Raw genomic sequence first — 25,846 nt, forward strand, 5'->3', positions numbered from 1 at the left:
CAAAGCAGGGGTTGGAGACGGATCCGGGTGTCAGGAGGTCCGGCGGCCTTGGCCGCCGGACCAGTAGATGTTGTCGCTGAGCAGACGCTGCTCGACCTCGGTCAGGCGGCTGAGCACTTCGTCGCCGCCGCGCGCCGTCAGGCGCGCAATCAGGTGTTCGGCCAGGCCCAGCAGGCCGGCGGTGGTATGGAAGAACGATCCCGGGCCCTGGCGCGCCGGCCGCGCCCGCACGCCGTCGCGATCGGGCGGGGCGAAACGCAGCGTATGGCGCGCGTCCACCGCGAGCGGCGACAACGGGTCGTCGGTCAGCGCGACCAGGCCCACGCCGCGTTGGGCCGCCTGGCGCGCCAGCCGGACGGTGGCGGTGGGGTAGGGGGCCTGCGAAATCACGATCAACGCGTCGCCGGCGCCGAGGTTGTCTGCCTGTTCCGCAGGGGCGCCGCCCAGACCGTCGATCAGCACGCTGTTGCGGCGCACCAGCTGGTAGGCGTAGCGCATCTGGAAGGCGATGCCGAACGCCGAGCGCGTTCCCAGGAAACCGACTTGCCTCGCCTCCAGCAGGGTCTGCACGGCCGCGTCGAAGGCGGAAGGCGGGTTCAGCGCGCATACGGAGCCCATGGCCTGGATCTGGTATTCGGTCAGCACGTCGTGCCCGGGCGGGGCGGGCTCTCCGGCGGCGGCCTGCAGGGCGGCGGCGCGATCGCGCAACCCCGGCTTTCCCTTCCCCGCCAGCGCCTGCTGGAAGGGGTGGCGAAAATCTTCGTAGCTGGAGTACCCGATGGCCCGCGCCAGCCTCAGCATCGTCGCCGGAGCGACGCCCAGCGCCTGGGCCTGGCGCCGCATCGACCACAGGCCCACTTCGGCGGGATGCGCCACGACCCAACGCGCCGCCCGCTGCAACTCCGGCGGCAGATGTTCCAGTTTCTCCTGGAGGGCGGGCAGCAGGTCCGACGGCAGGGACATATCGGTGGCAGGCAATTTGAAAAAACACATGATAAATCTGCGAACAATTAAAAAACATATGTTTTTTATAGGGGCTTCCACCTAGGCTCCCGGGGGACAAGCCCGCCACGGTATCCCCGTTCGCAAGTCCATGAATCTTGCTGTCATCCGCCGCAAATTCGTATTCATTTATTTACATCGTGCCGGGGTGTTTTTGTTTGACTCGAATAGATCGTGCGCATATCATTTGTATAGAAATGAATTTCACCCAAACCACTTTTCCCATGACTGACGCCGCGAAACCCGATCCCTCACAGCAGTACGACCTGCGCATTTTGCGAGCCTTGCGCCGCATCACGCGTTCGATCGCGTTGCATTCGCGCCAGCTGTCCGCCGTCAGTCACATCACCGCGCCGCAACTGATGTGCCTGCGCACCGTGATCGGCAATGGCCCCATGACGGCCACCGCCATCAGCCGCGAGATGCACGTCAGCCCCAGCACGGTGGTGGGCATCCTGGATCGCCTGGAAGACAAGGGCTTGATCCGCCGCGAGCGCGGCCGCGAAGACCGCCGCATCGTGTTCGTCACGGCCACGGAAGCGGGGCGTGAACTGGCGCAAGGCGCGCCTTCGCCGCTGCAGAAACACCTTGCCGACGCGCTCAATGCGCTGCCGGAACTCGAACAGGCCACCATCACGCTGTCCCTGGAGCGCATCGTGGCGCTCATGGAGCAGGACGGCCAGGCCGCCGTCGACACGCATGGCGATGTGTCGTCGCCCATCCTTGAAGTGCCCACGGGCGGGGCACCCCCAGAATCGGGAATCGTCGCATGAAGAAAAACGAACTGGATACCCCAACTCTCTCAAGTGCCGTGGCGCCGGCGGTCAGCGCGCAGACCCATACCATGCGTCTGCCCGACCGCAAAGACGGCGCCGCCATCCACCGCCTCATTTCCGAGTGCCCGCCACTCGACCTGAATTCCCTCTACGCGTACCTGCTCCTGGCTGAGCACTTCCGCGACACCTGCGTCCTGGCCGAAAGCTCCGGCGGACGTATCGACGGTTTTATCTCCGCTTATGTGATCCCGGCCCGGCCCGACGTTCTGTTCGTCTGGCAGGTCGCGGTGCACACCCGCGCACGCGGCCATCGGTTGGGCCGCGCCATGCTTCGCGAGCTCTTGCGCCGCAAGGGTCTCGAGCATGTCCGCTATCTCGAAACCACGGTGGGGCCTGACAACCAGGCATCGCGCCGCAGCTTCGCCGGCCTGGCCAGCGAACTGGGCGCCCACGTTTCCGAACAGCCGTTCTTCGACCGGCAACTTTTCGGCGGCGCGGACCATGACGACGAGATGTTGTTGAGGATAGGTCCGTTCGCCTTGCCGACCCCCTAGGGGTGGCGCAAGCCCAGCGGTCTTATCGACTACCGGGATGGTTGGCCGATCCGGACGCGCACAGGCGCCCGGAGGGGGCTGGCCGTCTGTCAACTTATGAGATGAAAGGGAGGATTAATCATATGGACTTGAAAATCTTTGACCGGATGGAGTCGGAGGTGCGGGGCTACATCCGGTCGTTTCCCGTGATCTTCAGCCAGGCCAGGGGTTCGACGCTGATCGATGAGGAAGGCACCGAGTACATCGATTTCTTCAGCGGCGCCGGCACCCTCAACTACGGCCACAACAATCCTGTTCTCAAGGAAAAACTGCTGGAGTATGTGCAATCGGACGGCGTCGTCCACGGCCTGGACATGGCCACCAGCGCGAAGAAGCGTTTCCTGGAGACCGTGGAGCGCGTGCTGCTCAAGCCGCGCAACTGGCAGTACACCCTGCAGTTCACCGGTCCGACGGGGACCAACGCGGTGGAAGCCGCGCTGAAGATCGCCCGGCAGGTCAAGGGACGCCCGAACGTGATTTCGTTCACACACGGCTTCCACGGCGTCAGCGGCGGCTCGCTGGCGGTGACCGCCAACATGAAGTTCCGCGAAGCCTCCGGCTACGCGCTGGGCAACACCAGCTTCATGCCCTACGACGGATACTTCGGTCCGGACGTGGACACCATGGCCTACCTCGAGCGCATGCTGGAGGACCCGAGCAGCGGCATGGACAAGCCTGCCGCCGTCATCGTGGAAACGGTGCAGGGAGAAGGCGGCGTGAACGTCGCCACCCTGCGCTGGCTGAAAGAGCTGGAAAAGCTCTGCAAGCGCCACGACATGCTGCTCATCGTGGACGACATCCAGGTCGGCTGCGGCCGCACCGGCACGTTCTTCAGCTTCGAGGCCGCCGGCATCCGGCCCGACATCATCACCTTGTCGAAATCGCTGTCCGGTTTCGGCCTGCCGATGTCGCTGGTGCTGATGAAGCCCGAATTGGACGTCTGGAAGCCGGGCGCCCACAGCGGCACGTTCCGCGGCAACAACCTGGCCTTCGTCACGGCGACCCAGGCGCTGGAAACCTACTGGACCAACAGCGCCTTCGCCGCCGATATCCAGCGCAAGGAGCGCCAGGTGCGCGACTGGCTGGAGAACCTGGTGCACAGCTATCCCAACGCCGGCCTGTCGGTGCGCGGCCGCGGCCTGATCCAGGGGCTGGTATCCAACGCCACGCCCGCCCTGGCCAACCGCATCGCGCAGAACGCCTTCAAGAAGGGTGTCGTGATCGAAACCTCGGGCGCGCAGGACGAAGTGCTGAAGCTCCTGCCCGCGCTGACGATCGAGGAAGAGCTGCTGGCCAAGGGCCTGGAAGTGATCGAGGCCAGCGTCGCGGAGGCGCTCGCCGAAGAGGGGCAGTCCGCCCGCATCCTGAAATTTGGAGGAAAACGTCAATGATCGTACGCAATGTCAAAGATGTGATCGGCACCGCCGATGAGGTCCGCACCGATACCTGGGTCAGCCGCCGCGTGCTGCTGAAAAAGGACGGGATGGGGTTTTCCTTCCACGAAACCACCATCTTCCCGGGCGGCCGCACCCACATCCACTACAAGAATCATCTTGAAGCGGTGTGGTGCATCGAGGGCGACGGCTCCATCGAGACCATTGCCGACGGAAAGAAGTACGACCTGGGCCCCGGCGTGGTCTACGCGCTGAACGAGCACGACGAGCACTGGCTGTGCGGCGGCAAGGAGCCGCTGCGCGTCATCTGCGTGTTCAACCCGCCGCTGACCGGCCAGGAAGTGCATGACAAGGAAGGCGTCTATGCATTGCCCGAGGCCGAGGCCCAGGTCGCCTGATACAAGGAGGTACGCATGATCTCACCTGCACAGGATCCGTATGCCTCGCGTACGGATCGAAGTTCCGCAATCATCGCCCGGCAGGATCCGGTGGTCTACGAGAACGGCCAGTATGCCAACGCGCTGAACGCCGACCAGATCGGGCAGTACGAGCGCGACGGTTTCATCCTCTTGGAGAACCTGTTCACCGACGATGAAATCCGCGCGCTGTCGTCCGAGGTCGAGCGCATGACGCGCGACCCGTCGATCATCCGTCGCGAAGAGTCCATTACCGAGCCGGGCAGCAACGCCGTGCGCTCCATCTTCATGGTGCACGTGCTCAATCCCTTCCTGGCGCGCCTGGTGCGCGATCCGCGGCTGGTCAACGTGGCGCGGCAGATTCTCGGGTCCGAGGTGTACATCCACCAGTCGCGCGCCAACATGAAGCCCGGCTTCAAGGGCAAGGAGTTCTACTGGCACTCCGATTTCGAAACCTGGCACGTCGAAGACGGCATGCCCTCGATGCGCGCCCTCAGCTGCTCGGTGCTGCTGACCGACAACAACGAGTGCAACGGCCCCTTGATGCTCGTGCCCGGATCGCACCGGCAATTCATCTCGTGCGTGGGCGAAACGCCCAACGAGCACTACAAGCAGTCGCTGAAAAAGCAGGAGTATGGCGTGCCGGATCCGGTCAGCCTGCAGCTGCTGGTGGAGCAGGGCGGCATCCGCTCCATGACGGCCAAGGCCGGCTCGGTGGTCTTCTTCGACTGCAACACGATGCACGGCTCCAACAGCAATATTTCGCCGTGGCCCCGCGCCAACGTGTTCATGGTCTACAACAGCATGGAGAACACCTTGAGTCCGCCCAAGTACGGGCTGACGCCGCGTCCCGAGCACATCGCGACGCGCAAGGCGTTCAAGGCGGTCACGCCGCTCGACACGCTGAAGCTGGTCGGCGGCTGATCCGCCGCCATTGAAAAAAGCCCGGGCCCGGCCCGGGCTTTTTTTGCTGCGCCGCTGCGGCGCAAAAAAGGTCCTTCGAGGGCAATGAGCCGAACGCGCGGCTCGGTACGCCTCTGCTATTCTTGGCGCACCCCTCTATCTTGGAACCGGTCCGCCATGTCTGCCCGCATCCTCAGCCTGCACATCTACCCGCTCAAATCGTGCGCGGGCATCGACCTCGCCGAATCCCCCATCGATCGCGCCGGCCTGGCCTACGACCGCCGCTGGATGTTGATCGGCGAAGACGGGCAGTTCATGACGCAGCGCCAATGGCCGGCCATGGCGCTGATCCGCACGGCGATCACGGAGAACGCCCTGCGCCTGTCGGCGCCCGGCATGCCCGACCTGGACGTGGCCCTGGATGGCTCGGGCCTCGAATCCGGCGCCGAGGACGTCACCGTCTGGAAGGACACGATCGCGGCGCGGCGCGAATCCGCAGCCGCCGGCCGCTGGTTCTCGGAATTCCTCAAGACCCCGTGCCGGTTGTACAAGGTGGACGCGGCCGCGCGGCGGCCGGCCAAGCTCGATTGGGTGTCGCGCTGGACCGAGGCGCATCCCGATCTGGCCGGGATTTTTTCCGGTGACCATCATTTCGGCTTTGCCGACGGCTTCCCTTTGCTGGTGGCCAACCAGGCCTCGCTGGACGAGCTGAACGGCCGCCTGCGCGCCAAGGGCGAGGCGCCGGTCCCGATGGACCGTTTCCGTCCCAATATCGTCGTGCAGGGCGACGAGTGGGAGCCCTTCGAGGAAGACCACACGGCGATGATCGTGGCTGCGGGCGTGAAGATGGCGTTCGTCAAGCCTTGCACGCGCTGCTCGATTCCCGATATCGACCAGCGCACCGCCCAGCATCACGACGAGCCGGGCCGCACCCTGGCGGCCTACCGCAATCTGGAAATAGGGGTGGTGTTCGGCCAGAACGCCATTCTCGACGCGCCCGCCGGGGCGCGCCTGAAGGTGGGGGACGGGGTAGAGATCGAACTGGATTTCTAGCCCGCCGCCAAAGGGGGGCTCAGGCCGAGGACAGCTTCAGGCCGATCAGGCCGAGCACGATGAGGGTCACGCTGGCGATGCGCATCCAGCTGGTGGATTCGCCGAACAGCACGATGCCGGCCACGAAGGCGCCGATCGTGCCGATGCCCACCCAGACAGCATAGGCGGTGCCCAGGGGCAGGGATTTCATGGCGACCGCCAGCAGCCATACGCTGATGGCCATGCCGCCGGCGGTAACGAGGGACGGCCAGAATCGGGTGAATCCATGGGTGTACTTCAGGCCCACCGCCCAGACGATTTCAAACAGGCCTGCAAGTACCAGGATGATCCAGGTCATGTACGACTCCTATTGCATTGCCGGCAAGGCGCCGGCGTAGGGGTCGTCCCCGGAAAAGGGCATGCCGGCCGTGCGGCCGCGCGCGGCAGCGGGCCGTCCCGCTGCGGCAAAAATTATAGAATAGCTTCCGACGGCAGAACCGGATGCCGGGCATCAACTCTTGCAACACTTCGCGTTCCGGGCCGCGAAACCAGGATATTCCCATCATGCAACGCATTATGCTGCGGGCAAAGCTGCACCGCGTCACGGTCACCGAAGCCGACCTCCACTACGAAGGATCGTGCGGCATCGACGAAGACCTGCTGGACGCTGCCGGCATGCGCGAGTTCGAACGCATCGAACTCTACAACGTCACCAACGGCGAACGCTTCGACACCTATATCATCAAGGCGGCCCGCGGCAGCGGCGCCATTTCCTTGAACGGCGCCGCCGCGCGCCGGGCCCAGGTCGGCGACTTGCTGATCATCTGCACCTATGGCCCGATGTCCGAAGCCGATTCGGCCGTGCACAAGCCGCAGGTCGTGCTGGTGGACGACGCCAACCGCGTCAAGGAAATCCGCAAGTTCCCGGCCTGACGCCGGGCCGTTCGCGGCGCCTGCCTTGCCGGCCGGCGCCGCGCCAACCCTGAACTGTTTCATCATGAGCTTCCAGGTCATCATCCAACCCAGCCAGCATCAATTCCCGGTCGAGCCCGGCCAGACCGTGCTCGATGCCGCTCTGGCCGCTGGCATCGTCCTGCCCTACAGCTGTCGCAACGGCGCGTGTTCCACCTGCAAGGGCCGCGTGGTTTCCGGGGAGTTCGATGCCGGGCAGTATCCGGCGCAGATCCTTTCGCCCGAGGAGCTGGCCGACGGCTATACGCTGTTCTGCCAGGCCCGTCCCGCTTCCGACATGGTGGTCGAGTCCACCGAGGTCCGGCTGGCCAGCGACATCCAGATCCGCAAGCTGCCCTCGCGCGTGCAGACTCTGGAGCGCGTGGCGCCGGACGTCACGGTGATCAAGCTGCAACTGCCGGCCTCCGAGCAGTTCCGCTACTACGCGGGCCAGTACATCGAAGTCATCCTGAAGGACGGCCGCCGGCGCAGCTATTCCATGGCGGGGGCCCCGCACACCGGCAGTCCGCTCGAACTGCACATCCGACACATGCCGGGCGGCGTCTTCACCGACCACGTGTTCGGCGCGGGCGACACGCAGATGAAAGAGCGCGAGATCCTGCGCCTGGAAGGGCCTTTCGGCTCCTTCTTCCTGCGCGAAGACAGCGACAAGCCCGTCGTGCTGCTGGCCAGCGGCACCGGTTTTGCCCCGGTCAAGGCCATTGTCGAGCACATGATCCACAAGAACATCGACCGTCCCGTCGCGCTGTACTGGGGCGGACGCCGCCCGCGCGATCTCTACATGCACGAACTGGCGCAGTCGTGGGCGACCCAGTTGCCCGATTTCCGCTATGTGCCCGTGGTGTCCAACGCGCTTCAGGAAGACGGCTGGACGGGGCGTACCGGTTTCGTTCACGAGGCCGTCCTGCAGGATCTTCCGGACCTGTCGGGCCACCAGGTCTACGCCTGCGGCACGCCGCTGATGGTAGACGCCGCCCGGCGCGAATTCAGCGCCCAGAACGGGTTGCCGCCGGAGGAGTTCTACGCGGACGCCTTCACGTCCGAAGCCGATCTGGCGAAAGCCGCGTCCTGAGCCACTGAGTAACAGGGCATGAACGAAAGGGGGGGAAGGAACGGGCCTGGAAAGGTTTGTGACTTCCGCCCCTTTTTATTCCGTAGGCGCGGGCAAATCGCCGGGGTAAACTGCCGTGGCAGCAGCTTGCCAGGGGTCGCGGACATCGGGTCCGGAAGCCGAGTTGGCACGCAAGGAGCAATGCGGGCATGAAAGTAGCGGTATTGGGTGGCGGCATCATCGGAATCTCCAGCGCCTGGTGGCTGAACCAGGCGGGCCACGACGTCGTGGTCATCGATCGCTGCACCGGTCCCGCCCAGGAAACCAGCCTCGCCAACGGCGCCCAGATTTCGGTGTCGTATGCCGAGCCCTGGGCCAATCCGCAGGCTCCCCTGAAGCTGCTCAAATGGATGTTCCAGGACAACGCCCCGCTGTTGTTCCGTCCGCAGCTCGACTGGCGGCAATGGATGTGGGGGCTTGCGTTCCTGCGCGAATGCATGCCCGGCCGCCTGGCTCCCAATATCCGCGCCATGGTCCGCATGGCGGAATACAGCCGCGCCACCCTGCGCGGCATGCGCGCGGACCTCGGCATCCAGTACGACCACCTGGAACGCGGCATCCTGAACTTCTATCGCGACCAGCACGAATTCGAGACCTCGCAACGCGCGGCCGGCCTGATGCGTGATTTCGGGGTAGAGCGGCGGGTGGTGTCCACGGAAGAGGTCATCGCCATCGAGCCCGCCCTGGCCCCGCATCGCCAGACGATCGTCGGGGGCGACTACACGCCCGAGGACGAAAGCGGCGACGTGCACCTGTTCACGGCGGCCCTCGCGGAACGCTGCGTCCGCGCCGGCGTGGAGTTCCAATACAGCACCCGCGCCACGCGCCTGCTGACCACCGGCGGCACGGTGCAAGGCGTTGAACTCATCGGGCCCGACGGCCGCTACGGCGCGCTGTCGGCCGACGCCTATGTCGTGGCGCTGGGCAGTTTCAGCCCGGGCCTGCTGCGCCCCCTGGGCATTCCCTGCAACGTCTATCCGGCCAAAGGCTATTCCGCGACTTTCCCGGTGCTCAAGCCGGAAGCCGCGCCCATGGTCAGCCTGACGGACAGCAGCCATAAAGTCGTGTTTTCCCGTTTGGGCGACCGCCTGCGCATGGCTGGCACCGCGGAGCTGTCGGGATATTCCCGCAGCCTGAATACGGGCCGCTGCGAAGCCATGAGCCGTCTGGCGCGCGAACTTTTTCCCGATGCGCTCGATTTCGAGCGTGTCAGCTATTGGTCGGGCCTGCGCCCGTCCACTCCCTCGAACGTGCCCATCATCGGCCGCAGTCGCATCCCCAACCTGTATGTCAATACAGGCCACGGGACGCTCGGCTGGACGATGGGCGTTGGCTCGGGCCGGGCATTGGCCGATCTCCTCAGCGGACGGCGGCCGGAACCGGAATTCCCTTTTCTTGGTCTGTGAACCTATGAAGAATCTGCAATTGGCGGGCATTGCCCGCGCGATGTTCGCCAACCGGCGCGCATGGGTATTCGGGGCTGCCATGGCGGTCGCCGGAGCGGCGAATGCCGCCGCGGTCGAAATACAGGTCTGGCACACGCTGACCGACGCAAACAAGGCCGAGTTCGAAAAACTGGCCAAACAATACAACAAGGAGCAGGACCAGGTCCGCGTGACGCTGCGCGGCTTCGCCTCGTCCGCCGCGCTGGAACAGGAGGCCGTGTCCGCGGTCAAGGCCAAGAAGGGCCCGAACCTGCTGCAACTGACCGACAACCATTCGCCCGAAGTCGTCGCCCAGCACAAGGCCGTGCTGCCGCTGTACGAATTGCTGGCCAAATATCCGATCAAGGACCTGAACTGGTTCGTGCCGGCCACCAGCAGCTTCACGCGCGACAGCAAGGGCCGCCTGCTGGCCTTCCCCTGGATGGCCGAAGTGCCGGTGATGTTCTACAACACCGCCGCCTACAAGAAGGCCGGCCTGGATCCCAAAAAGCCCGCCCGCACCTGGACCGCCCTGCAAGGCGAACTCCTGAAGCTGCGCGACGTGGCCGACATCGACTGCCCGTACGCGTCCAGCGACCAGGTTTCGGTCCACCTGGAGAACCTGGCGCCCATCAACAACCAGCTGTTCACCAGCAACAACAACGGGCTGGACGCCGTCAGCAAGAAGTCCGCCGCCCCGGCCATGCAGTTCGATACGCTCTACATGCGCCACATCTCGCTGATGGTGAGCTGGAAGCGTTCGCTGCTGTTCGTGGCGCACTCGGGCGACAACGCCAGCGACAAGCTGTTCGCCAAGGGCGAATGCGCGGTGCTGACTTCCAACACCGGCGCCTTCGGCCAGTTCATCAATACCAAGTCGCTGTCCTTCGGCGTGGCGCCGCTGCCTTACTACGACCAGGTCACCAAGGACGGCGGCAAGCCGTTCGTGAGCGGATCGGCGCTGTGGGCGCTCGAGGGCCATCCCCAGGCCGAGGAGAAGGCCACCGCCCAGTTCCTGGCCTGGCTGTCCAAGCCCGTCATCGCGGCCGAATGGCACCAGCGCACCGGCTATCTCCCGCTGACGGAAGCCGCCTTCCGCGCTTCGGACGTGTCGTTCTACGACCGCATTCCGGGCGTCCAGGCGCTGATCGCTTCCATGCGCACCCAGCCGGGCACCAACAGCCGCGGCTTCCGCATGGCCAACTACCAGCGCATCGAGCCGGTCTTCAACGAGCAGCTCAACGAAGCTTTCGAGGGCAAGGTGCCGCCGGTCGCGGCGCTGAACAACGCCGCCTCGCAGGCCCGCAGCATCGCCGCGCAACGCTGATTGCGGCGGCTTGGCCTGGCGGCGGCACCCCCGCCAGGCCTGCAGGGAAACCGGTCCTTGGACCGGTTTTTTTCGTCCCGAAAGCGCGGAAGCGGCCGGCGGGACCAAACCATCCATGCGTACATGCCAGTCTGGCGAGGCAGGAGGCGCTCATCCACCATGCGTGCATGCGCATCGCTTCCGATGCGCCCATTGTTCGCGGTGAGGCATGGTTCGACTCTTCTTCATGGCGGCAGGCCTGTCCTGCCTGGGGGCTTGCACATGGTCCGACCAGGGCGTTGCCGGATCGTCCTGGCAGGGCGCGCGGCCGGCCGCGCAAGGCTTTCGTTTCGATTGGCAGCTGTCCGGCGATCCGGCCGTGGCGCCCATGCAGGTGTTCGACGACGGCAAGGAAACTTGGCTGCAATTCGCGCCCGGCCAGGCCTTGCCGGCGATCTTCGGCATCGGCACCGATGGCGAGCGCGCCTTGCCGTATTTCCGGCGCGATCCCTATGTGGTGCTGACGGGCGGCTGGAACAGCCTTTCGTTCCGCGGAGGGCGCCTGACGGCGCGGGCGCAGCGCATGCAGCCGGTTGCCGAGGCCGGAGGCGAACACGCGCCATCCGCGCCGCAAGCCGTCGTCCAGCGCATCGCGCCGGCCCCGGCGTCCGTCGGCGCCTTGGCTGCGGGCGGCCCCCTGGCCGTGGCCGCCGAGCCCGCGGGCCCGGCCGATACCGGCGTGGCCGGCGCCGTCGCGTCGCCGCCGCCGGAACCGGATAACGCCGGCGTTCCCGCCACGCTGTACCGCGCCGCGCCGCCGGACGCCACGCTGCGGGCCGTGCTCGCGCGCTGGGCGGGCATGGCGGGGTGGACGTTCCAGCCTCAGCACTGGGCCGTGGACGTCGACATCCCCTTGTCCGCCACGGCGGAATTCTCTGGCGACTTCAAATCGGCCGTGCGCGATCTGCTGGGCTCCACCGAGCTTGCGGAGAAGCCCCTGCAGCCTTGCTTCTATGGCAACAAGGTCCTGCGCGTCGTGCCGTTGGCGCAGTCCTGCACGCGCACGGCCGCGCCGGGAGGGGCCGCCGCATGACCCGCAAACTCTTTTTGTGCGCCGTGGCGTCAGGCGTGTTGGGAGGCTGCTCCATATCGCAGCAGGTTACCGATCTCGGCCGCGCCGCCCGCGATCGGCAGGCCGGGGTCACCGCCACGCACCAGGCGTTCGCCGACGGCCTGGCGGATCGCAAGGCGCGCATCGCCGCGCAAGAGGTGGCGGCGCCCTGGCTGGCGGGCAAGCCCCAGCCGCTCGCGCGCGAGGTGCTGCTGCCTCCCGCCTTGCGGGAGAACGTGCGCACCACGCTGATGCTGGCGGACGACGCCGACCTGTCCACGGTGGCGCAGCGCCTGACCGCCGCGACGGGCATCGCCGTGCGGGTGCAGCCAGACGCCTTGCTGCCGCTGGACCTGTTCCTGCCGCGGCTCGCCGTCAGCGGCGCGCTGACGGTCCCGTCGCCGGCCAATATCGAGGTCCGCGCGGGCGGCCAACCGTTGGCCGACCTGCTCGATGCGCTGGCGGCGCGCTATTCGGTGCATTGGCGCTATGAGCGCAATGCGCTGGAGTTCTACCGCATCGAAAGCCGGGTGTTCGACCTGCGCGCGCTGTCGCTGGCCAGCAAGGTCGACATCCGGCTGGGCCGCTCCGGCAGCGGCGAAGGGGAGGGTTTCGAAAGCGCTTCCAATACGTCGCTGTCCGCCGGCCAGCACGATGCGCTGGCCATCCTGCGCGCCAACATCCTGCCGTTCCTGACCCGCTCCGGCGTCATGGCCGATGCCGTCGAGGGGGCAACCTCCATCGTCGTCACCGACACCCCCGAGGCCCTGGACCGCGTTGCCCGCTATCTCGAGCGCGAGAACAAGGCGTTGACCCGCCGAGTCCGGCTGGTCTTCGAGGAAATCACCGTCATCGCCAACGAGTCCGCGGCCGGCGGCATCGACTGGAATGCCGTGTATGCCGCTGCTGGCGCGACGGCCCGGCTGGCGCTGCCCGGCGGCGGCGACGCAGTGCTCGACGCCGCGGTGCGCAACGGCCCTTTCCAGGGCTCGCAGGCCATCGTCTCCGCGCTCAGCGCAATGGGCGCCGTCGTGCGGCACAGCAAGGTTCCCGTCCTGACCTTGAACCGCAGGCCCGTCACCCACGCCATCAGAACCACGTTTTCCTACATCGATCGGGTGCAGAGCACTGCCGTTCCCGGAACCACGGCGGGCGGAGCCAACGGCACGCTGCCCGCGGTCTCCATCAGCCAGAAGGAAGAAACGGTAGGTTCGTTCCTGACGCTGCTGCCCGATATCCAGGAAGACGGCCAGATCCTGCTGTCGCTCGCCTACGATAACGCCGTCGCGCAACCCTTGAAGACCATCGCTTTCGGCGAGCGCGGCAATCAGGTCCAGGTCCAGCAGATCACGATCGACGGCAACGGCACCGTGCAGCAGATCGAGCTGCGGCCCGGGCAGCCCATCATCGTTTCCGGCTTCGACCGCAGCCAGGATCAGCACGAACGCCGGCGGCTTGCGCCCGGCGCGCCGCTGATCGCGGGCGGCCAGGACAGCGGCGCCTCGGAACGCACAACGACGCTGGTGCTGGTGACGGCCCAGGTCGAAGAGGGGTACTGAGCATGGACCGCGTCCCCGACACGCTGCTGCTCGATTGCCCGGGCACGGGCCGGACGCTGGCGTTCGGCCTGCGCTGGTTTGCCCTGATCGGCTCCAACCTGCCTGCGCTGGCCCGTTCGCGCGGGCGGCGTTTGCGGGCCAGCCACTACGTGGTGGGCGGAGCGCCCGCGACGATGGCGGGTTATGGCCGGTTGCGGCCGCGGCGGCTGGGCGGGTGGCGCGCAGGGCGCGCGCGAGGGAATGGGGCGCCATTCATCCAGGCCGCCGCGCAGCTCTATGCCTTGCTGTACCCCGATGGCGGGCACAGCCTGATCCGCCTGCCGGACGGCCGGCTCTGGCTGGTGGCGGCCCAGCGTGGCACGGTGCTTTCGCAGACCGACCGGGTCTTCGCCTCCCAGGACGAGGCCCTGCGGGAACAGGCGGCATTGCTTTCCCAGCGGCCTGCCTTGCCTGCGCGGGAGGCCGAGGCGGCCTGGGCGGCGCTGCTGCAGGCGGCGGACCCTGCCTCCCGGCTGACCGTGCTGCCGAGCCGCTGGGCCGAACTGCCGCTCGCCTTGCGGCTATTCCTGGCGTGCGTGGGGGTATCGGCCGTCGCGCCGGCGCTCTGGAACGCCCTGGCGCCGCAATGGCAGGCGCGCGAAGCGCCCGCGCCCGGCAACGCCGATAGCGGCCCGCCTCCGCAGGATCCTTACCTCGTCTTGCTGCAAACCACCGCGGCCCATGTCCCGTCCGACCTGAATCGCGTAATGGCCGGCCTGGGCAAGCTGCCCATACAGGTCCGGGGCTGGGCGTTGAGCCGCGCGCATTGTCTTGCGGAAACGCGGCAGTGGACGTGTTCGGCCGCCTACGTCCGGGCTCATCCCGCCGCCACGAACCAGACGCTGTATGCGCTGCGGCCGGTAGGGTGGGACGTGTCGTTCCAGCCGATGGAAGCGGCGACGCTGTCCTGGCGGATACCGTCGGGGCAAGCCTGGCTCGCGGACCTGTCGTTGCCCACCCGCGCCCAGGTCGACACCGAACTGGTCACGGCGCTGCAGCGCTTGCAGCCGGCCTTTTCCGCCGTTGCGTTGGCGGCGGCCGCGCCGTTGCCCATGCCCGCGCAACCGGCGGCCAATGGCTTTGTGGCTGCACATTCGGACCAGGCCGGCATTCGCCGCCGGGTCCTTACGTTGCGGGGGCCCTTGCGTTCGTTCGTCTTGCTGCCGGGCGCCATCCCGGTGGCGCGGTGGTCGCGCCTGTCGCTCGAGATCCAGCCGCAGCCCAACCCCGGCCTCGCCGCGAGCACGCTCATCGCTGAATTGCACGGAGAACTCTATGAACAGGAATAGGGCGGACGCTGTCTGCCGCGGGTTCGCGGCCCGCTTCGTCCGCGGCCTTGCGCTGTCGGCGGCGCTGGCGCCGTGCGCCCATGCCCAGATGCCGCCGCCACCCCCCGAGGACCAGCAGGCCTGGCCGGAAGCGGAAACCGTGCGCGCGCTGTTGCGCGCTGACGCCGCCGCCGCGTTGGCCGATTGCCGGGTGCCCGGCATCTGCCCGGCCGGCGCGGCGTCCGTGCCGCAGGCCGCTCCCGTCCGCCCATCCGACGACATCCGCGTGCTCGCCATATTCGGCGTCGCCCGCAGCCTGCGGGTCGATCTCAACGTCAACGGCGCCGTGCTGCGCTACCAATCCGGCCGCGGCGCGCCTGTCGCGGGTTCCGCCGCGGCGGAAACCTACCAGCTGCTCGCCATCGAGGATGCCTGCGTGCGGCTGCGCCGCGACGGCCTCGAACGCACCGCCTGCCTGGATCTCGGCAGGGTCTATCCATGACGGCGTCCTCCTTGCTGCCCGCCGTCGCGGCCTGGCATCCGCCCGAGCTGCGGACGCCGGAAGACATCGGCCGCATGGCGCCCGCCTTCGTGCGAGCCCTGGGCCGCGAGTTCGACCTGGCCGCCCTGGCGGGCAGGCTGTGCCCCGTACTGCTGGAATCCGGAGAGGTCGCGGTCTTCGCCGTGAAGGACTACACGCTGGGCGACCAGATCGACGAAATCGAGCGCATGGTCAAGGCGGAGGGCTACCGGCTGGCGCGCGTGCCGCGCTACCAGTTGCCGGCGCCGCTGCTGTTGATGGTCGCCCGGGGCCAGTTGGCGGCCCCGGGCCTGGCCGCGCGGACAGGGGCGCAGCAGGAAGCGCGCGCCTCCGCTCTGGCCGCGCTGTTCCTGGACATCGTCCGCTGGGGCGTGGCGCAGGGGGCAAGCGACGTGCACATCAACGTCGACCGGCGGCGGGAGGCCTGCGAGATCCGCTACACCATCGGTGGCGAGTACGTCGGCACCGAGCGCTTCGCCGGCCTGTCCAATGCGACGCTGCTGGAAGTCCTGGCCGTGGCCTGGATGGACGTCAGGGGGGGCAATGGCGCCGTCTTCGATCCGGCGCTGGAACAGCAGGGGCGCATCGCGCTGGACATCGACGGCGCGCCGATCGTGCTGCGTTGGGCCTCGCTTGCCACCGACGCGGGGCCGTCCGTCTGCCTGCGGATCCTGCGGCGGGATGCGACGGCCGACGGCGATCTGCTGGCGCTGGGCTATCTGCCTGCCCAAGTGGAGGCTCTGGTGCGCGCCCGCGAACGCGAGGGCGGAGCCATCGTGCTCGCGGGCGTGGTGGGTTCGGGAAAGTCCACCACCATCGCCGCCTTGATGCGCGGAATCGCGCCTACCCGCAAGGTCATTACGCTCGAAGACCCGGTGGAATATCTCATCGGCAACGCCTTGCAGAACACCCTGGGCGCAGCCCTGGCGGAGTCCGCCTGGCCGGCGTTCGACACCAAGCTCAAGACCATCAAGCGGTCCGCGATGAATGACCTGCTCATCGGCGAAATCCGCGATATGGATACCGGCCGCGCCTTCATGGACCTGGTCAGTTCCGGAATCAGCCTGTACACCACCACCCACGCGGCCTGCGCCGTGATGATTCCGGAACGCCTGGCCTCGGACGCGATCGGCGTATCGCGGGATTTCCTGGCCTCGCCGGGCATTCTCAAGCTGCTGGTCTACCAGACCTTGCTGCCGCGCCTGTGCGCACGCTGCGCGCTGCCGGCGGACAGCCTGTGGGCGGCATCGGGCGGATCGTCGGGGGCCGGCGTTGCCGCCGACTGGCGGGGATGGGTCCACGGCATGGCCGCGACGTTTCAGCTGGACGCGGGCTCGCTCAGGGTACGGAATCCCGCGGGCTGTCCCGATTGCAGACGGCCGCACCTGCCCGAGCTCAACGGCACGGCGGGCCGTTGCGTCGCGGCCGAGATGGTCGAACCTGAGCGTGTGGACGGATTTCTCGAACGGGTGCGCACGCGCGACAACCTGGGCCTGAGGCAACAGGCCCGGGCGGCGGGGCCGGCCGCCTGGCGCGATGAAGCCAAGCGCGGCGGGCAGGCGCTCGACAGCGCCCTGTACCGGGCCAGCCTGGGCGAAATCGATCCGCGCTCCCTGTTGCGCCGCTTCGACCTTCCTGCGGGCGTGCCGGATATCGGCGTCGGATCAGGCGGAGCCGCCCATGGCTGAACCGCTCGCTCCGAAGGCGCCTGCGTGGCGCCGGCCGATTGGCGGCGCCGCGCTGTTGCGCCTGGACGCGGCGCGCTTTCGCTCGGGCCGCGCGGACTACTACGAGTATCTGGCGGACCTGGTAGAGGGCACGCAAGGGCGCAAGAGCCTGCGCGACATCTTCGAGGACGACGCGCGCCGATACGGCCAGGACACCGTGCGCGGCCGTCTTTCGCAGCACTGGGCGTCCGCCTACCAGGACGCCGGCGGCGACCTGGGCGCGGCGTGGTCCGGCACGCTGCCTGCCGGCGAATGCCTGTTGCTCGGTTGCGTGCAGGACGAGGGCGGAGACCTGGCCGCCGCGCTGCGGGACCTGGCGCGCGCGGCGCGGCAGGCGGCGCAGGCCTGGCGGGCTCTCGTATCCACGGCCGCGGCGGGCGTGGCCGCGGCGGCGGTCGCCTTTGCGTTGTTGCTGGCCATTCCTTTTTTCACCGTGCCGCGCTTGCAGCACGTCTTCCAGGCGGTGCCGGCGGAAGACTACGCCCGCCTGACCCGGGCCTTGTTCGCGCTCGCCGAGGGCCTGAGGTCGTGGCTGCCGTTGTGGCTGGTGCTGGTCTTCGGCCTGGCCGCGCTGGGCCTCTGGTCGCTGCCGCACTTCACGGGGCCGGTCAGGGCGCGCCTCGACGGCTGGCTGCTGTGGCGGCTCTATCGCGATTTCCATGCCATCCGCTTTCTTTCCCTGTTGGCCGTGCTCGTCAGGCAGCACGGGTCCGCCGACACCCGCCTGCGGCGTGCCCTGGCGGTGCAGGCGCGCGGCGCGCCGCCCTGGCTGCTCGTGCACCTGCAGGACATGCTGGCACGGATCGATGCCGGCCTGACCGGCCCCGAGATATTCGGCACGGGCCTGCTCGAGACGGAAACCTGGTGGTACATGGCCGACATGATCGACGCCTTGGGCATGGAGGCCGGCCTGGCCCGGGCCCGCCTGCGCGTGGAGGGACGTCTGCTCGCGCATGTGCGGCGGCAGGCCTCGGCGCTGCGCTGGCTGCTGCTGATCGCATCCGTGGCGGCGGTGCTGGGGATCACGCTCTGGCACTACGGCGTGATCGACGAATTGCGCCAGGCGCTCACCAATTTCTATGCCAGCCGGTAGGCGGCAGGCGTCGGCGGCCCGCCTCGCCGCCGGCGCTACATCACCCAGGAGACAAGCATGCGGCTTTCCAATGAATTCCCGTCCGGCGCCACCCGGCAACGGGGCTTTTCGCTGATGGAAGTATCCATCGTCACCGCCATCGTGCTGCTGATCGCGATCGTCGGCATCCCGGCCATCGGCGCCTATGTCATCGAAAACAAGGTGCCCAAGGTGGGCGAGGAATTGCAGCGCTTCATCGCCAGCATGAAGATCAACGGCCTGGGCGGGGGCGTTACGCCCTACGCGGGCCTGGACACGGGCGCCATGGCCAACGCCCTGCGGGACTCCAGCGTCCTGTCCGTGCAGGGCACGGGCGCGGGGGCGCGGATCGTGCATGGCCTGGGCGGCAACGGCGTGGGCAGCAATGGCGTCATCGAGGTGGCGGCGGCCGCGTTCGGCAGCGCGGGGCTGGGTTCCGCGTTTTCCATCACGCTGACCAACGTCAGCCATGCCGCGTGCCCGGCGCTGGCCTCGGTGCTGCAGCGGATGTCCGAAATCATCTCCATCGGCGGGGAGGGGGGCGTCCGTGTCGTGAAGAACGCGCTGGCCACGCCCAGCGTGCCGTACCGGGCCGCCCTGGCCCAGGCGCAATGCAGCCAGGGCGACGTCAACACCTTTGTGTTCACCGCCAAATGAACGGGCGTCCGCCTCCGCGCAGGCAACGCGGATTCTCGATGCCGGGCCTGGCGCTTGCCTTGGCCCTGACCGTCATGGCCGCCATCTGGGCCTCCAACCAACTGGCGCAGCGGATCGAGGACGCGGCGGCGCGCTCCGCGGGAGTGTGGCTCACGCAGATCCGGCTGGCCGTGGACCAGGTGCTCTCCACGCATTTCACGGCGCTGGCCAAAGGAGAGGCGCCGCGCGACACGCAGGGGACGCCGTTGTTCGCCGACCCCTGGTCGCCCGGCCTGGGCGAGCTGCGCGCCGCGGGATACCTGCCTGGCGGCTTTCCCGATCGTTCGGCCATGGGCTTTGCCGCGCAGGTCCGGGTCGTCCGGGCTCCGGCATGCCCTGGCGCGCAATGCCGGCTGGATGGACTGGTCTACAGCGCCCAGCCTCTGCTGAAAAAAGGGACGAATACGCCGGACCTGGTGGGCATGGCGGCCGTCATCGAGGCCGCCGGCGGCTATGGCGGCGCCGTGTGGCCGGGCTCGCCCGGGCGGCTGCGCGGGGCCGCATTCGATTTCGCGAATCCTCCGGCGGCGGGCGCGCCGGCCCATGCGCCGGGCACCCTGGCGCTGTGGGCGGGGGCCGGAGCAGGAGAAGGGGGGCCGGACCTGGATCGTTTCGTGCGTCGCCACGACACGCGCGATCCCGAGCTCCAGGGCTCGCTCACCGTCGGATCGTCGGCCTCGGTCGGCGCCTACCTTTCCATCGGGGCCCGGGCTGCGGCGGGGCAATACTGCGGCGTCGCCAACGGGACGATGGCCAATTCGGCCCAGGGAGAGCTGCTGACGTGCCAATCCAATGTCTGGGCCCAGGCCAGCGGCGGCTTCGGCGGCGCGTTCAGTGTGAATCACCCCCTGGGTTGCTACCATTACTCCGGCGTGTCCACGGCCAATCCGCGCACGGGCAGTTGCTCGTGCCCGTGGGGCTACAGCGCCGTGATTGTTTCGGCGGGCGGCAAATGGACCCAGACGGAAGGCTGGACCACCGGCTACGTCTGCGTGCGCTGAGCCGGTTCCCGCCCATTGCCGCGTACGCCCGCCAACACTCTATAATCAAAAATTCGCCTAAATCCTGCTTCATCCACGATGAAATCCTCCGAGATTCGCCAGCAGTTCCTGCAATTCTTCAAGTCCAAGGGACACACCATCGTCCCTTCGTCGTCGCTCGTCCCCGGCAACGACCCGACTTTGCTCTTCACCAATTCGGGCATGGTCCAGTTCAAGGACGTCTTCACGGGCAAGGAATCGCGGTCCTACACGCGTGCCACCTCGTCGCAGCGCAGCGTGCGCGCCGGCGGCAAGCACAATGACCTGGAGAACGTGGGCTACACCGCCCGCCACCATACGTTCTTCGAAATGCTGGGCAACTTCAGCTTTGGCGACTATTTCAAGCGTGACGCCATCCAGTACGCCTGGGAGCTGCTGACCCAGGTTTACAAGCTGCCGGCCGAGAAGCTCTGGGTCACCGTGTACCAGGAAGACGACGAGGCCTACGACATCTGGGCCAAGGAAGTCGGGGTGCCGGCCGAGCGCATCATCCGCATCGGCGACAACAAGGGCGCGCGCTACGCGTCGGACAACTTCTGGCAGATGGCCGATACCGGCCCCTGCGGCCCGTGTTCGGAAATCTTCTACGACCACGGCCCCGAGATCTGGGGCGGCCCCCCGGGATCGCCCGAGGAAGACGGCGACCGCTACATCGAGATCTGGAACCTGGTGTTCATGCAATTCGAGCGCGATGCCGCGGGCAACATGCCGCGCCTGCCGCGCCCCTGTGTCGATACCGGCATGGGCCTGGAGCGTATCGCCGCCGTGTTGCAAGGCGTGCATTCCAACTATGAAATCGACCTGTTCCAGCACCTGATCGCCGCCGCCGCGCGCGAAACCGGCATCAAGGACCTGGAAGACAATTCGCTCAAGGTCATCGCGGACCACATCCGCGCCTGCTCGTTCCTGATCGTCGATGGCGTGATTCCCAGCAACGAAGGCCGCGGCTACGTGCTGCGCCGCATCGTCCGCCGCGCGCTGCGCCATGGCTACAAGCTGGGGCAGACCAAGCCGTTCTTCCATCGCCTGGTGCCCGACCTGGTCGCCGAGATGGGCGAGGCCTATCCGGAACTGGCCGCCACCGCCGAGCGCGTGGCGCAGGTGCTGAAGCAGGAAGAAGAGCGTTTCGGCGAAACGCTCGAACACGGCATGCGCATCCTGGATGCCGCCCTGGCCAACGTGCCCAAGGGCGGCCAGCTGGACGGCACCACGCTCTTCACGCTGTACGACACCTACGGCTTCCCGGTGGACCTCACCGCCGACATCTGCCGCGAACGCGAAGTGGACGTGGACATGGCCGGCTTCGAGGTCGCCATGGAACGCCAGCGCGACCAGGCGCGCGCCGCCGGCAAGTTCAAGATGGCCGAGGGCCTGAGCTACGAAGGCGCGGATACGCGTTTCGAAGGCTACGAAAAGCTCGAACTCGATGGCGTCAAGGTCACGGCCCTGTACGTCGACGGCACGCAGGTCCAGCAGGTCGAGGCCGGCCAGAACGCGGTCGTCGTGCTCGACGCCACGCCGTTCTACGCGGAATCGGGCGGCCAGGTGGGCGACACCGGCCTGCTGGAGGCCGACGGCTTGCGGTTCGCCGTCGCCGACACCTTGAAGATCCAGTCCGGCGTCTTCGGCCACCACGGCCTGCTCGAATCGGGCACCCTGTCCGTGGGCGACACGCTGCTGGCGCGCGTGGACGCGGTGCGCCGCGCCCGTACGGTGCGCAACCACTCGGCCACCCACCTCATGCACAAGGCCCTGCGCCAGGTGCTGGGCGCGCACGTGCAGCAGCGCGGCTCGCTGGTGGATCCCGACAAGACCCGTTTCGACTTCGCCCAGGATGCGCCGCTGACGGCCGAGCAGATCGCCCGCGTCGAAGCCATCGTCAACGCGGAAATCCTCGCCAACCAGCCCACCGTGGCGCAGGTCATGCCCTATGACGACGCGGTCAAGGGCGGCGCCATGGCGCTGTTCGGCGAAAAGTACGGCGATACGGTCCGCGTGCTCGATATCGGCTTCTCGCGCGAGCTTTGCGGCGGCACCCACGTCGCCCGCACCGGCGATATCGGCCTGTTCAAGATCGTTTCCGAGGGCGGCGTGGCCGCGGGCGTGCGCCGCATCGAGGCCATCACCGGAGACAACGCCCTGGCTTGGGTGCAGAACCAGAATGCCTTGCTGACGCAAGTCGCGGGGATGCTGCGTTCCTCGCCCGCGGACCTGCCCGCGCGCATCGCGCAGGTGCAGGACCAGGTCAAGGCGCTCGAGAAAGACCTCGAACAATCGCGCAGCAAGCTTGCCGCCAGCGCGGGCAATGACCTGGCCTCCAGCGCCGCGGTCGACGTCAAGGGCATCAAGGTCCTGGCCGCCGGTATCGGCGACGTGGATCCCAAGGCGCTGCGCGGCATGGTCGACAACCTGAAAGATCGCCTGAAGCCGGCGGTCGTGCTGCTGGCCACGGGCTCCGCCGATGGCAAGATCAGCGTGGTGGGCGGCGTCACCGCCGACCTGACCGACCGCATCAAGGCGGGCGATCTGGTCGGTTTCGTGGCCGCCCAGGTCGGGGGCAAAGGCGGCGGCCGTCCGGACATGGCCATGGGCGGCGGCACCGACGTCAGCGCCTTGCCCGCGGCGATCGCCAGCGTGCAGAAGTGGGTCGACGAGCGTCTGTGATGAGCACTCCTGATGCCGGCGCGCAAGCGCCGTCCTTCGAGCAAGAGGTCGACGCCAGCGGCCTGACCTGCCCCTTGCCCATCCTGCGCGCCAAGAAAGCCTTGGCGCAGATGGCGAGCGGCGAGGTGCTGCGCGTCATCACCACGGACCGCAACGCGATCCGCGACTTCCAGGCTTTCGCCCGCCAGACGGGCAATACCCTGGTGGCGCAGCAGGAAGTCGACGGCCGCGGGGTGCACTTCCTGCGGCGGCGCTGACTGCCTGCTTCCGGGGCGCAAGAACAAAAGGGCCCGCCTTCCGGCGGGTCCTTTTTTTGGCCGTCCGAACGGCTACTTGCGGACGGCTGCGGCCACGGCCTGGGTGATCGTGAAGTCGACGAGATCGCCTTCCTTCAGCTGCTGGAGCCGCGCCTGCAGGGCAGGGTCGCGCACCTGGACGGTGCGCATGCCGCCTTGCGGACCCTTGAGCGTAACCAGGTTGGCGCTCTTGTTGATGTGCCAGATTTCGGCGGTGATCGTGGTTTGGCGGCCGGCGGCGCCGGCGGGCATGCCGCCCTTGGGGCTGCGGGTGCCGGCCGTTTCCGTCACGACCTCGGGCACGCCCGAGCCGGCCGGGCGCACGGCCACCGCCACCGATTCATAGTAGTCGAGCGTCAGCGTGTCGCCGGGCTTGATCTGTTGGAAATTCCGGACGTTCGGACCCGCCAGGATGTTCAAGGTATTGCCGTTCTCGCCTTGCAACGTGATGGTCCGGCTGGCCGGGTCCACCGCGGTGACCTTGCCCGTGGCCGTTGTCAGGGCGGCGCCGACGATGCGGGCGGAGGCCGCCAGCGGCATCGCCAGCGAACCCGCGAGCAGGCCCGCCATGGCCAGACGCGCGACAGGGGTGAAGACAGAATTCCGATTCTTCATGATGTTGCACCCTCCGGTAGAGGAAGTTTGGGGGAAAAACACGGGGAAGAAGAGACGGCGGCGAGTGGCGGAAACTCCGCCCTCAGGGGGATGGCTTGAAGACTGCGTGCACGGGGCGCCGCGGTGCCGCGGCGGGGTGGAGCAAAGCGCGGGATCTTGCGTACGATGACATAAAACCGATCTCCAAAATCGGGTTTTTCTTCAAACGCACTGACTTTGACGCACTGGGACAGGCACAAGCGCGGCCGGGCGGCTACACTTTGGGCTGCGGCGGGCTCCGGCCCGTTTTTGTAGAATACCTGGATGTGGTGTTTTAGGATACAAATCCCGCCGCTACGCAAGATTCCCGCACATCCATTTGCCAGCTGGCTGGTTTAAGTGCTAGAATTTCCCGTTTTTCACAACTAATTCAAGGGATTACCTATGGTGGTGATTCGCCTGGCCCGCGGTGGGTCCAAGAAGCGTCCGTTTTACAACCTGGTGGCCACCGATTCGCGTAACCGTCGCGACGGCCGCTTCATTGAGCGCGTGGGTTTCTACAACCCCGTCGCCAGCGAAGGCACGGAAAACCTGCGCATCGCGCTGGATCGCGTGCAGCACTGGACCAGCAACGGCGCCCAACTGTCGCCCGCTGTCGAGCGTCTGGTCAAAGACTACTCGGCCAAGGTTTCCGCCGCGGCTTAATGCCCGCGTCGCCAAGCCTCAGCCCTGCTAGCTTTACTGCGCTTTAAAGCTACCATTCATAGCTGCTTCATAGCTACCAAGAGCACGATACATGCCTGATGCCGCAACCTCCAACGCGGCGCCGACGGATTTGATCGAGCTGGGCCGCATCAGTGCAGCCTACGGCGTGAAAGGCTGGGTCAAGGTGCAGCCACATTCGGCCAACGCCGAAGTGCTGCTCTCAGCGTCTCAATGGTGGTTGACTCGCCCTGTGCCTGAATTGGCGCGGGGCGCTGTCGCGTCTGCGCCTGTCGCCTACAAGGTCGTGCAAGCCCGTTCGCAAGGGGCCACCGTGGTGGCCCAGCTGGCTGGCATCGCCGACCGCGACCAGGCCGAAGCCCTGCGCGGTTGTTCCGTGCGGGCGCCGCGGGGAGCTTTCCCCGCGACCGAGGAAGACGAATACTACTGGGTCGATCTCATCGGTTGCGCGCTGTATTCCAGCGCCAACGGCGAACCCGCCCTGCTGGGCGTGGTCGACGAGGTCCTGGACAACGGCGCCCACGCCGTCCTGAAGGTCCTGCGCCAGACGGCAGGGGGCCAAGGTCCCGAGCCGATCCTGGACGCCAAGGGCCGACCCGCCGAAATGCTTGTTCCGTTCGTGCGCGCGCACATCCACGCCGTCGACCTGGCTGCCCGCCGCATCGATAGCGACTGGCCCGCGGATTTTTGATGCGATTCGACGTCGTTACGCTCTTTCCCGAAATGTTCGGGGTAGTGCGGGACCTGGGTGTCACCGGCCGGGCTCACGCCCAGGGCCGGTGGTCCCTGCATGCCTGGAATCCCCGCGATTTCACGCATGACGTGCACCGTACCGTGGACGACCGTCCCTATGGCGGCGGCCCGGGAATGGTGATGATGGCGGGGCCTTTGGAAGCCGCCGTCAATGCCGCCCAGGAAGCGCGCGCCGCGCAAGGCCTGGGGCGCGCGCCCGTCGCCCTGCTGGCGCCGGTCGGCCGGCGTTATGATCAGGCCGGCGCGGAATCCCTGGCCGCAAGCGAAGGCATCATCCTTATTTGCGGCCGCTACGAAGGCGTCGACCAGCGGTTCATCGACCGTTGCGTCACGCAGGAAATCTCCCTGGGCGATTTCGTGCTTTCCGGCGGCGAGATCGCCGCGCTGGCGGTGATCGACGCCGCGGTGCGGCTGCTTCCCGGCGTGTTGAACGACGGCGATTCCGCCCTGCAGGATTCCTTCAACGACACCTTGTCCGGCCTCTTGGACAGCCCCCACTACACGCGCCCCGAAGTGTACGAAGGCGAACCTGTGCCCCCCGCGCTGCTGAGCGGCCATCATGCGAATATCGCCCGCTGGCGGCGCGAGCGCTCGCTTGCGCTGACGGCGGCCCGGCGGCCCGAGCTGATCGAATCGGCCCGCGCCAAGGGCTGGCTCGACAAGGCGGACGAACGCTACCTGGCCGAATTGGCCGGTACCTGGGATCCGGCCGCCGAGCCCCCCAAGCGCAGGCGCAAGCCTGCCCGTCCCCCCGCCAAGGCGTCGGACGCCTCCTGACTTTCCGTTCCGGTCCGG

The 25,846-nt window shown here is 67.4% G+C and carries 26 protein-coding genes; 23 read left to right on the forward strand and 3 right to left on the reverse strand.

Annotation, left to right across the window (positions count from 1 at the left end):
* Positions 1-30 precede the first annotated feature (30 nt).
* On the reverse strand, positions 31-963 hold the full coding sequence (locus tag ACN6PJ_RS23280) for a MurR/RpiR family transcriptional regulator (RefSeq protein WP_427998194.1): 933 nt from the start codon (positions 961-963) through the stop codon (positions 31-33).
* A gap of 263 nt (positions 964-1,226) precedes the next feature.
* Here ACN6PJ_RS23280 and ACN6PJ_RS23285 point away from each other — a divergent pair, with 263 nt between their 5' ends.
* The 6 genes from ACN6PJ_RS23285 (at position 1,227) to ACN6PJ_RS23310 (ending at position 6,137) form a co-directional block, all read left to right on the forward strand.
* On the forward strand, positions 1,227-1,775 hold the full coding sequence (locus ACN6PJ_RS23285) for a MarR family winged helix-turn-helix transcriptional regulator (RefSeq protein ID WP_427998162.1): 549 nt from the start codon (positions 1,227-1,229) through the stop codon (positions 1,773-1,775).
* Positions 1,772-2,332: a diaminobutyrate acetyltransferase gene (gene ectA, locus ACN6PJ_RS23290; RefSeq protein ID WP_427998163.1), complete on the forward strand. Its 561-nt coding sequence runs from the start codon at positions 1,772-1,774 to the stop codon at positions 2,330-2,332. The genes ACN6PJ_RS23285 and ectA overlap by 4 nt, the downstream gene beginning before the upstream one ends.
* A gap of 122 nt (positions 2,333-2,454) precedes the next feature.
* Positions 2,455-3,762: a diaminobutyrate--2-oxoglutarate transaminase gene (gene ectB, locus ACN6PJ_RS23295; protein WP_043541423.1), complete on the forward strand. Its 1,308-nt coding sequence runs from the start codon at positions 2,455-2,457 to the stop codon at positions 3,760-3,762.
* Complete coding sequence (locus ACN6PJ_RS23300) at positions 3,759-4,163, forward strand: ectoine synthase (RefSeq protein ID WP_043541425.1); 405 nt, start codon at positions 3,759-3,761, stop codon at positions 4,161-4,163. The genes ectB and ACN6PJ_RS23300 overlap by 4 nt, the downstream gene beginning before the upstream one ends.
* Before the next feature lie 15 nt (positions 4,164-4,178).
* Complete coding sequence (gene thpD / locus ACN6PJ_RS23305; RefSeq protein ID WP_427998164.1) at positions 4,179-5,105, forward strand: ectoine hydroxylase; 927 nt, start codon at positions 4,179-4,181, stop codon at positions 5,103-5,105.
* Between the two features lie 156 nt (positions 5,106-5,261).
* On the forward strand, positions 5,262-6,137 hold the full coding sequence (locus tag ACN6PJ_RS23310; protein ID WP_427998165.1) for an MOSC domain-containing protein: 876 nt from the start codon (positions 5,262-5,264) through the stop codon (positions 6,135-6,137).
* Between the two features lie 19 nt (positions 6,138-6,156).
* Here ACN6PJ_RS23310 and sugE read toward each other — a convergent pair whose 3' ends face one another.
* Positions 6,157-6,474 carry a quaternary ammonium compound efflux SMR transporter SugE gene (gene sugE / locus ACN6PJ_RS23315; RefSeq protein WP_427998166.1) on the reverse strand — a complete coding sequence of 106 codons (318 nt, stop codon included), beginning with the start codon at positions 6,472-6,474 and terminating at the stop codon, positions 6,157-6,159.
* Positions 6,475-6,680: 206 nt separating this feature from the next.
* Between sugE and panD the strand changes: the two genes are divergently transcribed.
* From panD to ACN6PJ_RS23385, 14 genes are all read left to right on the forward strand, one after another.
* Complete coding sequence (panD, locus tag ACN6PJ_RS23320; RefSeq protein ID WP_043541431.1) at positions 6,681-7,049, forward strand: aspartate 1-decarboxylase; 369 nt, start codon at positions 6,681-6,683, stop codon at positions 7,047-7,049.
* A gap of 64 nt (positions 7,050-7,113) precedes the next feature.
* Positions 7,114-8,160, forward strand: a complete 1,047-nt coding sequence (locus ACN6PJ_RS23325; protein WP_427998167.1) for a CDP-6-deoxy-delta-3,4-glucoseen reductase — start codon at positions 7,114-7,116, stop codon at positions 8,158-8,160.
* Between the two features lie 188 nt (positions 8,161-8,348).
* The gene (locus tag ACN6PJ_RS23330) at positions 8,349-9,605 is read left to right on the forward strand and encodes a D-amino acid dehydrogenase (protein WP_427998168.1); all 1,257 of its coding nucleotides are present in this window, start codon (positions 8,349-8,351) and stop codon (positions 9,603-9,605) included.
* 4 nt (positions 9,606-9,609) lie between these two features.
* Positions 9,610-10,950 (forward strand): extracellular solute-binding protein, encoded by a 1,341-nt coding sequence (locus tag ACN6PJ_RS23335; protein WP_427998169.1) that lies wholly within the window; start codon positions 9,610-9,612, stop codon positions 10,948-10,950.
* Positions 10,951-11,158: 208 nt separating this feature from the next.
* The gene (locus ACN6PJ_RS23340) at positions 11,159-12,022 is read left to right on the forward strand and encodes a TcpQ domain-containing protein (RefSeq protein ID WP_427998170.1); all 864 of its coding nucleotides are present in this window, start codon (positions 11,159-11,161) and stop codon (positions 12,020-12,022) included.
* Positions 12,019-13,599 carry a hypothetical protein gene (locus ACN6PJ_RS23345; protein ID WP_427998171.1) on the forward strand — a complete coding sequence of 527 codons (1,581 nt, stop codon included), beginning with the start codon at positions 12,019-12,021 and terminating at the stop codon, positions 13,597-13,599. The genes ACN6PJ_RS23340 and ACN6PJ_RS23345 overlap by 4 nt, the downstream gene beginning before the upstream one ends.
* Before the next feature lie 2 nt (positions 13,600-13,601).
* Positions 13,602-14,927 (forward strand): hypothetical protein, encoded by a 1,326-nt coding sequence (locus tag ACN6PJ_RS23350; RefSeq protein ID WP_427998172.1) that lies wholly within the window; start codon positions 13,602-13,604, stop codon positions 14,925-14,927.
* Entirely contained in the window at positions 14,914-15,408 is a 495-nt protein-coding gene (locus ACN6PJ_RS23355) for a hypothetical protein (RefSeq protein WP_427998173.1), read from the forward strand. The genes ACN6PJ_RS23350 and ACN6PJ_RS23355 overlap by 14 nt, the downstream gene beginning before the upstream one ends.
* Positions 15,405-17,135 carry an ATPase, T2SS/T4P/T4SS family gene (locus tag ACN6PJ_RS23360; protein ID WP_427998174.1) on the forward strand — a complete coding sequence of 577 codons (1,731 nt, stop codon included), beginning with the start codon at positions 15,405-15,407 and terminating at the stop codon, positions 17,133-17,135. Before ACN6PJ_RS23355 ends, ACN6PJ_RS23360 begins: the two co-directional genes overlap by 4 nt.
* Positions 17,128-18,267 (forward strand): hypothetical protein, encoded by a 1,140-nt coding sequence (locus ACN6PJ_RS23365; protein ID WP_427998175.1) that lies wholly within the window; start codon positions 17,128-17,130, stop codon positions 18,265-18,267. The genes ACN6PJ_RS23360 and ACN6PJ_RS23365 overlap by 8 nt, the downstream gene beginning before the upstream one ends.
* Positions 18,268-18,324: 57 nt before the next feature.
* Positions 18,325-18,942 carry a type 4 pilus major pilin gene (locus ACN6PJ_RS23370; protein WP_427998176.1) on the forward strand — a complete coding sequence of 206 codons (618 nt, stop codon included), beginning with the start codon at positions 18,325-18,327 and terminating at the stop codon, positions 18,940-18,942.
* Positions 18,943-18,980: 38 nt separating this feature from the next.
* Positions 18,981-19,982, forward strand: a complete 1,002-nt coding sequence (locus ACN6PJ_RS23375) for a prepilin (protein ID WP_427998177.1) — start codon at positions 18,981-18,983, stop codon at positions 19,980-19,982.
* A gap of 78 nt (positions 19,983-20,060) precedes the next feature.
* Positions 20,061-22,685, forward strand: a complete 2,625-nt coding sequence (gene alaS, locus ACN6PJ_RS23380; protein WP_427998178.1) for an alanine--tRNA ligase — start codon at positions 20,061-20,063, stop codon at positions 22,683-22,685.
* Positions 22,685-22,942 (forward strand): sulfurtransferase TusA family protein, encoded by a 258-nt coding sequence (locus ACN6PJ_RS23385; RefSeq protein ID WP_427998179.1) that lies wholly within the window; start codon positions 22,685-22,687, stop codon positions 22,940-22,942. The genes alaS and ACN6PJ_RS23385 overlap by 1 nt, the downstream gene beginning before the upstream one ends.
* A gap of 72 nt (positions 22,943-23,014) precedes the next feature.
* Here the strand turns inward: ACN6PJ_RS23385 and ACN6PJ_RS23390 are convergent, their stop codons facing one another.
* Entirely contained in the window at positions 23,015-23,596 is a 582-nt protein-coding gene (locus tag ACN6PJ_RS23390) for a hypothetical protein (protein ID WP_427998180.1), read from the reverse strand.
* Positions 23,597-24,019: 423 nt separating this feature from the next.
* Here ACN6PJ_RS23390 and rpsP point away from each other — a divergent pair, with 423 nt between their 5' ends.
* From rpsP to trmD, 3 genes are all read left to right on the forward strand, one after another.
* On the forward strand, positions 24,020-24,280 hold the full coding sequence (gene rpsP, locus ACN6PJ_RS23395; protein ID WP_043541446.1) for a 30S ribosomal protein S16: 261 nt from the start codon (positions 24,020-24,022) through the stop codon (positions 24,278-24,280).
* 91 nt (positions 24,281-24,371) lie between these two features.
* Complete coding sequence (gene rimM / locus ACN6PJ_RS23400) at positions 24,372-24,989, forward strand: ribosome maturation factor RimM (protein WP_427998181.1); 618 nt, start codon at positions 24,372-24,374, stop codon at positions 24,987-24,989.
* Positions 24,989-25,828: a tRNA (guanosine(37)-N1)-methyltransferase TrmD gene (gene trmD, locus ACN6PJ_RS23405; protein WP_427998182.1), complete on the forward strand. Its 840-nt coding sequence runs from the start codon at positions 24,989-24,991 to the stop codon at positions 25,826-25,828. Before rimM ends, trmD begins: the two co-directional genes overlap by 1 nt.
* Positions 25,829-25,846 lie beyond the last annotated feature (18 nt).

The organism is Achromobacter sp. (genome assembly GCF_050285585.1).
GTDB lineage: Bacteria > Pseudomonadota > Gammaproteobacteria > Burkholderiales > Burkholderiaceae_B > Achromobacter.

Coding starts and splice junctions, on each gene's coding strand:
- ACN6PJ_RS23280 (WP_427998194.1), bottom strand. CDS start 963: ATGTCCCTGCCGTCGGACCTGCTGCCCGCCCTCCAGGAGAAACTGGAA.
- ACN6PJ_RS23285 (WP_427998162.1), top strand. CDS start 1,227: ATGACTGACGCCGCGAAACCCGATCCCTCACAGCAGTACGACCTGCGC.
- ectA (WP_427998163.1), top strand. CDS start 1,772: ATGAAGAAAAACGAACTGGATACCCCAACTCTCTCAAGTGCCGTGGCG.
- ectB (WP_043541423.1), top strand. CDS start 2,455: ATGGACTTGAAAATCTTTGACCGGATGGAGTCGGAGGTGCGGGGCTAC.
- ACN6PJ_RS23300 (WP_043541425.1), top strand. CDS start 3,759: ATGATCGTACGCAATGTCAAAGATGTGATCGGCACCGCCGATGAGGTC.
- thpD (WP_427998164.1), top strand. CDS start 4,179: ATGATCTCACCTGCACAGGATCCGTATGCCTCGCGTACGGATCGAAGT.
- ACN6PJ_RS23310 (WP_427998165.1), top strand. CDS start 5,262: ATGTCTGCCCGCATCCTCAGCCTGCACATCTACCCGCTCAAATCGTGC.
- sugE (WP_427998166.1), bottom strand. CDS start 6,474: ATGACCTGGATCATCCTGGTACTTGCAGGCCTGTTTGAAATCGTCTGG.
- panD (WP_043541431.1), top strand. CDS start 6,681: ATGCAACGCATTATGCTGCGGGCAAAGCTGCACCGCGTCACGGTCACC.
- ACN6PJ_RS23325 (WP_427998167.1), top strand. CDS start 7,114: ATGAGCTTCCAGGTCATCATCCAACCCAGCCAGCATCAATTCCCGGTC.
- ACN6PJ_RS23330 (WP_427998168.1), top strand. CDS start 8,349: ATGAAAGTAGCGGTATTGGGTGGCGGCATCATCGGAATCTCCAGCGCC.
- ACN6PJ_RS23335 (WP_427998169.1), top strand. CDS start 9,610: ATGAAGAATCTGCAATTGGCGGGCATTGCCCGCGCGATGTTCGCCAAC.
- ACN6PJ_RS23340 (WP_427998170.1), top strand. CDS start 11,159: ATGGTTCGACTCTTCTTCATGGCGGCAGGCCTGTCCTGCCTGGGGGCT.
- ACN6PJ_RS23345 (WP_427998171.1), top strand. CDS start 12,019: ATGACCCGCAAACTCTTTTTGTGCGCCGTGGCGTCAGGCGTGTTGGGA.
- ACN6PJ_RS23350 (WP_427998172.1), top strand. CDS start 13,602: ATGGACCGCGTCCCCGACACGCTGCTGCTCGATTGCCCGGGCACGGGC.
- ACN6PJ_RS23355 (WP_427998173.1), top strand. CDS start 14,914: ATGAACAGGAATAGGGCGGACGCTGTCTGCCGCGGGTTCGCGGCCCGC.
- ACN6PJ_RS23360 (WP_427998174.1), top strand. CDS start 15,405: ATGACGGCGTCCTCCTTGCTGCCCGCCGTCGCGGCCTGGCATCCGCCC.
- ACN6PJ_RS23365 (WP_427998175.1), top strand. CDS start 17,128: ATGGCTGAACCGCTCGCTCCGAAGGCGCCTGCGTGGCGCCGGCCGATT.
- ACN6PJ_RS23370 (WP_427998176.1), top strand. CDS start 18,325: ATGCGGCTTTCCAATGAATTCCCGTCCGGCGCCACCCGGCAACGGGGC.
- ACN6PJ_RS23375 (WP_427998177.1), top strand. CDS start 18,981: ATGCCGGGCCTGGCGCTTGCCTTGGCCCTGACCGTCATGGCCGCCATC.
- alaS (WP_427998178.1), top strand. CDS start 20,061: ATGAAATCCTCCGAGATTCGCCAGCAGTTCCTGCAATTCTTCAAGTCC.
- ACN6PJ_RS23385 (WP_427998179.1), top strand. CDS start 22,685: ATGAGCACTCCTGATGCCGGCGCGCAAGCGCCGTCCTTCGAGCAAGAG.
- ACN6PJ_RS23390 (WP_427998180.1), bottom strand. CDS start 23,596: ATGAAGAATCGGAATTCTGTCTTCACCCCTGTCGCGCGTCTGGCCATG.
- rpsP (WP_043541446.1), top strand. CDS start 24,020: ATGGTGGTGATTCGCCTGGCCCGCGGTGGGTCCAAGAAGCGTCCGTTT.
- rimM (WP_427998181.1), top strand. CDS start 24,372: ATGCCTGATGCCGCAACCTCCAACGCGGCGCCGACGGATTTGATCGAG.
- trmD (WP_427998182.1), top strand. CDS start 24,989: ATGCGATTCGACGTCGTTACGCTCTTTCCCGAAATGTTCGGGGTAGTG.